Source organism: Pirellulales bacterium (genome assembly GCA_035499655.1).
Classification (GTDB): domain Bacteria; phylum Planctomycetota; class Planctomycetia; order Pirellulales; family JADZDJ01; genus DATJYL01.
This window is the reverse complement of sequence record DATJYL010000162.1, coordinates 1-7,457: the sequence shown is the minus strand read 5'-3', so window position 1 is coordinate 7,457 and position 7,457 is coordinate 1. Positions and strand designations below refer to the sequence as shown.

Genomic DNA, 7,457 nt, shown 5'->3' with positions numbered 1-7,457 from the left:
TCTTCCTTAGAAGCTCATTCGCCAGACCAGGGTTACAAAATGGTTATTCGGTCGGCCCGAATCGCTTTAGTTACCCTGCCGGTTAAATTACGGGTGGCCAGGCAAGTTTGTTCTCTCGACGCACCAACGGGTTACATCGTTTGATGCCAGCCATTCCATCGCCGTCACAAAACCTCTGCATTGTTATTCGCTAATACAAACATAACCTTTTCTTTCCCCCTTGAAATCCGCTCTTTTCAAAGCTTGTGTGTGCTGCCGCACCGGCTGACATTGACCCCTACTCTGTTTTCACTAAAATGTTGCGGTTCTTGAGGTTAAGAGAAACGCACAATGCCCGCCACCATGACCAGTCCCCCCGGCAATTCTTCTGAAAGTTCCAGCGATGCGTTGGAAAGCGCCCGTCGGGAAAAGCTTCGCAAAATCGTGGCCCTGGGCGTCGATCCCTGGGGTTCTCGATTTGACGATTATCAAGCCCTCGGCGAAATCCGCCGCCGGGAAGCCGAAATCACGGTTTCCCAGCCCGCCGCCGGACAGCAGCACGGCGAGCAAGATGGCCCCCGGGTTCGCGCGGCTGGCCGCATCGTGTTGATGCGCGACACCGGCAAACTAATCTTCGCCGACATCCGTGATTGGACCGGCCAGATACAACTTTATATCGGCAAAAAACAGGTCGGCGAGCAGAATTGGGCCCTGGCCCAATGCTTCGATCTGGGCGATTTGATCGGCGTCGACGGCGAATTGAAAAAGACGAAAACCGGTGAGCTGACCATTTTCGTCGACAAGTTGTATTTCCTCACCAAGTCGCTGGAAACGCCCCCCGATAAATTCCACGGCCTGAACGATCCCGAACTCCGCCAGCGGCAACGCTATTTGGACTTGATCCACGGCGATGGGGTTCTGCCCCGGTTTTTAAAGCGCACCCAAATTGTCCAATCCATCCGGCAAACGCTGGCGGGCGAGGGATTTGTTGAAGTCGAAGGCCCCACGCTGCATTCCATTGCCGGCGGCGCGGCGGCCCGGCCCTTCAAAACGCATCACAACGCGCTCGATATCGATTTGTACCTGCGTATCGCGCTGGAGCTGCACCTGAAGCGATTGTTGGTCGGCGGCATGGAACGGGTGTACGAGTTGGGCCGTGTCTACCGCAACGAAGGTATCAGCCCGCGGCACAATCCGGAATTCACCATGCTGGAGCTGTATCAGGCGTACGGCGATTACCACTCGATGATGGATTTGACCGAGAAGCTCATCGTCAACGCCATCTGCGCAATTCAATCCGACAAAAACGCCACGCCCGATTTTAAACTGTCCTACGGCGACGCCACGCTCGATTTCACCCCGCCCTTTGCCCGCCACACCTACGACGAACTATTCCAGCAGCACACCGGCGTGGCCGGCAACGATCAAGCCGGCATCAAGGCGCTGGCGGAAAAAATCGGCTTCGACACCGCCGGCAAACACCCCGACGTGATTAAAAGCGAAGTGTTTGAGGAGCGCGTCGAAGACAATCTCGTCGGCCCCATATTTGTAATGGACTACCCGGCCAGCATTTGCCCGCTGACCAAGCGCAAGCGCGATAACCCGGCCATTGCCGAGCGCTTCGAGCTGGTCATCAACGGCATGGAAGTGGCCAACGCCTACACCGAATTGAACGATCCCGACCTGCAGGCCGAGTTGTTCAGCAAGCAGCTTGCCGGCCAGAAGGAAGAAGACTCGATGGCGAAAATGGATCACGATTTTATCCGCGCCCTCCGCCACGGCATGCCCCCGGCCGGCGGCTTGGGCGTCGGCATTGATCGGCTGGTGATGCTGCTCACCGGCAGCACCTCCATCCGCGACGTAATTTTATTCCCTCTGCTCCGGCCAGAGGCATAACACAATTTAACCGCAGAGACGCGGAGACGCAGAGAAGAATCAATATGAAAAGCGTTGCTGATCGACAGGAAAATCATTTGAAATTATTTAAAAGTCGAATGGGATGTTCGTCAATTTTCAGCTATCTGTTGTGAAGAATAGCATTCGGCGCATCGTCAACAATTTTTGCTGCCCGATTTCTCCGCGTCTCTGCGCCTCCGCGGTTCAATAAAACGGACAACCAAGCCAAAGGATTGGCACATGTACAAACCGCTTCTCTGTTGGCGCTATTTGCGGACGCGCTACATCGCCCTGGCTTCCATCATCAGCGTGATGCTGGGCGTGGCCACCATGATTGTCGTCAACGCCGTCATGGCCGGCTTCTCGCACGAAATGGAAGACCGCATGCACGGCATCCTTTCCGACGTTGTTCTGGAAGGGCATGGCATGGAGAACATCGAAGACCCGCAATTCGTCATGGACAACATCCGCCTCGTCGCCGGCAAGCAAATTGCCGGCATGACGCCCACCGTGCACGTCCCCGGCATTCTCAGCTATGGTCCACCCGGCCAGGAGCATGAGCAGCAGATAATGTTCATCGGCATCGACGAAGCCACCTATGCCTCGGTCAGCGACTTCTCCAAATACCTGCAACATCCTGATAACCGCAACCAATTGTCGTTTCAACTTCGCGAATCCGGTTACGATGTCCGCGACCATCAAATGGGCGACAAAGCCCCGCTGCGGATCGGCATGGAGCAGGCCGGTTGGAAATGGCGCCGGATCATGGCCCAGCGCCAAAAAGCCTGGACCAAGGTGCAGCCGCAAGAGCCCGGGGTCGGAAATCAAGGAGCAGGGGGCAACGACCAGGGGTCAGGGGTCAGGGGCCAGGGGTCAGGTGAATCCCAAGCCGACGACTTGTCGTCAGATCATCCTGCAAAAACGCAAGCCGACTCCGCCGCGCCGGCCGCCAACGCCGCCGCCAAAGATCCGTTTGGCCCGCAGCCTGTCGAACAGCTCGATCCCGCCAAAAAACAATGGCCCGGCGTGGTGTTGGGCATCGCCCTGGCCAGCGTGCGCGATCATGACGGCAACGACCGCTTCCTGCTGTTGCCCGGCGACGATGTCAACATCACCGTCCCCACCGCCGGCACGCAAATCAAGCGGCAAGATTGGAAATTCACCGTCGTCGATTTTTATGAAAGCAAAATGAGCGAATACGATTCGACCTTCGTGTTCGTTCCCATCAAAGAACTGCAAGCCATGCGCGGCATCGGCTCCAACGTCACGGCCATTCAAATCAAGCTCCAGCCCGGCGTCGACCCCGACACCGTCCGCGACGAACTGCGCAGCAAATTTCCTCCTGAACTGTACGGCGTTTACACCTGGCGCGATAAGCAAGGCGCCCTGCTGGCCGCCGTGCAAATGGAACGGGCCGTGCTCAATATTCTGTTGTTCATGATTATCGCCGTGGCCGGCTTCGGCATTCTGGCGATCTTTTTCATGATTGTGGTTGAAAAAACGCGCGACGTCGGCATTCTCAAATCGCTGGGCGCTTCCAGCCGCGGCATCATGGGCATTTTCCTGGGTTACGGACTGTCGCTGGGCATCGTTGGCGCCGGCGTGGGATTGGCGATTGGTCTCTTGTTTGTGCAGAACATCAATCAAATTCGCGACGCTTTGGAATGGGTGACCGGCCAACCGGTTTTCGACCCGACCATTTATTATTTTTACGAAATTCCCACGATCATCGATCCCTTCACCGTCACCTGGATTGTCGTGGGGGCGTTGTCGATCGCCGTAATGGCCAGCGTGCTGCCTGCGCTGCGTGCCGCCCGTTTGCATCCTGTGGAGGCCCTACGCTATGAGTGAGCAACCCCAATTGATTGTGCCCCGCCGCGCCAATTCGCCGGCGAATTCCCCGCTCGCTCCGGCAGAGGGCAAGCTGAGGGTCCCCGACGCGCCCCCCACTCCCCACTCCCCAATCCCCATTCCCCATTCCCCAATCCCAACTCCCAACTCCCAACTCCCCACTCCCCGCTCCCCATCGGAAACCTATTCCGCCGTTCATCTTTCCGCCGTCGGCCTGCACAAGCACTATCGCAAGGGTTCGCTCGATATTCCCGTGCTAACGGGCGTTGATTTGGAAGTGCGGCAAGGAGAATTCTTGGCCATCGTCGGCCAAAGCGGCTGCGGCAAAAGCACGCTGCTGCATCTACTGGGCACGCTCGACGCTCCCACCGCCGGCGAGGTTCACTTCTCTGGCCGCCGCATTGACAACCTGCCCGCCACGCTGCGCGAACGGTTGCGGAACGAACAGTTCGGCATGATCTTTCAATTTTATCATCTGTTGCCGGAACTCACGATGCTGGAAAATGTGCTGACCCCGTTGATGATTGGTCGCAGCACTTGGAGCTACTGGCGCGGCCGCAGCCAATCTGTCCAACGGGCCAAAGAATTGCTAAACACCTTGGGGTTGGGGCACCGGTTGAAACACCGTCCCCGCGAACTTTCCGGCGGCGAAATGCAACGGGTAGCCATTGCCCGGGCGCTGATTGCCCGGCCGCAAGTCCTGCTTGCCGACGAACCCACCGGCAATCTCGACCAAAACACAGGCCTGGAAATTTTGCGGATTTTGCGAACCTTGAACGCCGAGCACGGCCTCTCTATAGTCATGGTGACCCACGATGCCGCCATTGCCGCAAAAGCCGACCGCATCGTCCGTTTGGCTGGCGGCCAAGTGGTCGTTCCCGACGTAGAATAGTGGCAGTGGCGTCTACTTGCTCCATTAGTTCCCTTTGCTGGCGAAAGTGATCGTTATGCCGGAACTTAAAGACCAACCCACTCGACCGTCGCCTCATACGGCTCCGCCCAAATCCCTCAAGATTTACATCAGCGGCCAACTACTGGACAAGGACGACGCCAAGATCAGCGTTTTTGATCACGGCTTGCTCTACGGCGACGGCGTTTTCGAAGGCATGCGCAGCTACGGCGGCAAAGTGTTTCGCCTGGAGCAGCATTTGGATCGGCTCTGGTGTTCGGCCAAGGCGATATGGCTGGAAATTCCGCTCAGCCGCCCAGCTCTGTCACAGGCGGTCTACGACACCTTGGCGACCAACAACATCAAAGACGGTTACATCCGCCTTGTGGTAACCCGCGGCGCCGGTACTCTGGGTTTGGACCCCAATCGTTGCAGCAACCCACAGGTGATCATCATCACCGATAAAATCGAGCTGTATCCCGAAGATTTTTACCGCAACGGTATGGAAATCGTCACCGCCAGCACACAGCGCAACCATCCGGCGGCGCTGAGCCCGCGAATCAAATCGCTCAATTATTTGAACAATATTCTGGCCAAAATCGAGGGACTGAAAGCCGGCTGCATCGAAGCACTCATGCTCAACCACAAAGGCGAAGTGGCCGAGTGCACTGGCGACAACATCTTCCTGGTACGGGCCGGAGTGCTGCAAACCCCGCCGCTCGATGCCGGAATTCTGGATGGCATTACCCGAGATGCCGTCATCGAACTGGCTCGTGCCGCCGGCATCAACGTGCAGGAAATGTCACTCACCCGGCACGATGTCTACATCGCCGAAGAGTGTTTTCTCACCGGCAGCGCCGCCGAAGTTATTCCCGTCGTGAAAATCGACAATCGCACCATCGGCGACGGCAAGCCTGGCCCCGTCACGCGCGATCTCATTCAACGCTTCCACAAACTCACACGGGCCGAGGCGTAGGCCCATCCCCAACAGGACTTGCTAATTGAGCCGGCAGCCTCTGGTTTGACGTGCTGTTATTGAGCTACATGACCAATCTTACGCTTACCCGGCCCTTAGCCAGTAAGCTTTCTGACCTCGGTGTAAACGGCGAATCTCTTGCTCAGGCGTTAAAATCTACCCTGGCTGTTTAACTTACTTACCAGTAGCGTTCGAGGAATGTCCAGATGTCAGGTAGCGTCTGCACCCCCCCCCAGTCACTTTCGGTTCTGTGAATTGGTTGACTGTTTTGTCAATATTCGCTAAGTTGAACACTCCTGAACTAACATTTTCGGCCGAAACGAATCGGCCGAATTGCCGGATTCATTCTTGTTATTTGTACGCTTGCGTTGGTTGATCGCGGTCGGTAGGACCGTGCTGTGTTTGGCCGTCGAGGGAACGTCGGGTGCAGATCCGCCGCAGCGCTACTGGCATCGAAGTGTTAGCGCCGGCGAAAATCAACCTTTTCTTCGAAGTGCTAAATCGGCGCGGCGACGGGTTCCATGAGATCGAAACCCTGATGGTTCCTGTAGGGCTCTACGACACCTTGCACCTGGAGGACGATCCTTCCGGACAAGTCACTCTTGTTGCTCGCTGGGCCCTAGCATACGGAATGCAAATTGGCAGTGTTACGCCGCAGGCGGCGGCCCATCCTTTGGGAGAACTACCGGAAGTAGAACACAACCATGCCGTGCGGGCGATTCGCCTGCTGGCCCGGCAAGCCGGAATCCACCGCGGAGTCAAGCTGCGGTTAATCAAGCGAATTCCTGCTGCCTCCGGCCTGGGCGGCGGATCAAGCGATGCGGCGGCCGCCTTATTGGCGGCCAACCAGCTTTGGAACCTGAATTGGTCGTTGCCTCAATTACAACCGGCCGCGGCGGAATTGGGAAGCGATGTGCCGTTCTTTCTCTCTTCTTGTCCGGCGGTTTGCCGTGGGCGAGGAGAACAGATCGAACTCGTGAGCCGATTCGGAAAGTTGCACTTGGTGATTGTTCGGCCGCCAGAAGGTTTGTCGACGGCCGCGGTTTACCAGGCATGCCGTGTAAATATCAAACCGCGGCGCCTGGGACCCGTGATCGAGGCCTTGCGAAATCAGCAGTGGACGGCCCTCGGCCTGCGGCTCCACAATCAACTGTTGGAGCCCGCCCGCCGGTTGTCGCCGTGGATCGATAAAGTGCTAGACCGTTTGGCGGCGGAAGGTGGTTTAGTCGTCGGCATGAGCGGAAGCGGCAGTGCTTGTTTTGCCTTATTTCGTACGGCTGCTCAGTCGCGGCACGTGGCGGCGCGCTTACGCAGCCGACAGCCAGAAATCGGCTTGGTATGGTCAGTCAGTTCCGTTTGAAATCGGACAGTCCGTCTGCAATCGGAGATTAAAAAGATCCACCGTCGCAAAGTCAAACACTTGTGCTCCCTGTCGTTCAACTTTTGATTCCTTCGACGCTTATGCCTTCACACTACGGATGACCCTTTCGATTCAAAGTTCAGCGCGAGTTATTTAGCATTTCGCCTTGCAGGGGAGGGGCCTGCACCGGCTTCGCCAGGAGAACAGCCGTGGAAATCACCGAAGTTCGCATCAAGCTGATGGAAGAAGGCGGCGAGCGGTTGCAAGCCTTTTGCTCCATCACCTTCGATAATTGCTTCGTCATTCGCGATCTCAAAATCATCGACGGCTCCAACGGCCCCTTTGTCGCCATGCCCAGCCGAAAGCTCACTTCGCATTGTCCGCAATGCGGTTCCAAAAACCACCTCCGCGCCACCTTTTGCAACGATTGCGGGAACAAGCTCAACCCCAACCGTGCCCCGCTGGACGATGATGGCCGGGCCAAACTGTACGCCGACATCGCCCAC

6 protein-coding genes are annotated in these 7,457 nt (G+C 57.0%); all 6 read left to right on the top strand.

Annotation, left to right across the window (positions count from 1 at the left end; all coding sequences use genetic code 11):
- Positions 1-342 precede the first annotated feature (342 nt).
- Entirely contained in the window at positions 343-1,875 is a 1,533-nt protein-coding gene (gene lysS / locus VMJ32_11695; GenBank protein ID HTQ39684.1) for a lysine--tRNA ligase, read from the top strand.
- A 240-nt stretch (positions 1,876-2,115) separates the two neighbouring features.
- Positions 2,116-3,726, top strand: a complete 1,611-nt coding sequence (locus tag VMJ32_11690; protein ID HTQ39683.1) for an FtsX-like permease family protein — start codon at positions 2,116-2,118, stop codon at positions 3,724-3,726.
- A complete protein-coding gene (locus tag VMJ32_11685; GenBank protein HTQ39682.1) occupies positions 3,719-4,618 on the top strand; it encodes an ABC transporter ATP-binding protein in 900 nt (299 codons plus the stop codon). The genes VMJ32_11690 and VMJ32_11685 overlap by 8 nt, the downstream gene beginning before the upstream one ends.
- 55 nt (positions 4,619-4,673) lie before the next feature.
- Positions 4,674-5,591: a branched-chain-amino-acid transaminase gene (ilvE, locus tag VMJ32_11680; protein HTQ39681.1), complete on the top strand. Its 918-nt coding sequence runs from the start codon at positions 4,674-4,676 to the stop codon at positions 5,589-5,591.
- A gap of 424 nt (positions 5,592-6,015) precedes the next feature.
- Positions 6,016-6,951, top strand: coding sequence for a 4-(cytidine 5'-diphospho)-2-C-methyl-D-erythritol kinase (locus VMJ32_11675; protein HTQ39680.1), 936 nt, complete (start codon positions 6,016-6,018; stop codon positions 6,949-6,951).
- 209 nt (positions 6,952-7,160) lie between these two features.
- The coding region (locus VMJ32_11670; protein HTQ39679.1) for a septation protein SpoVG family protein at positions 7,161-7,457 on the top strand (297 nt) is incomplete at its 3' end.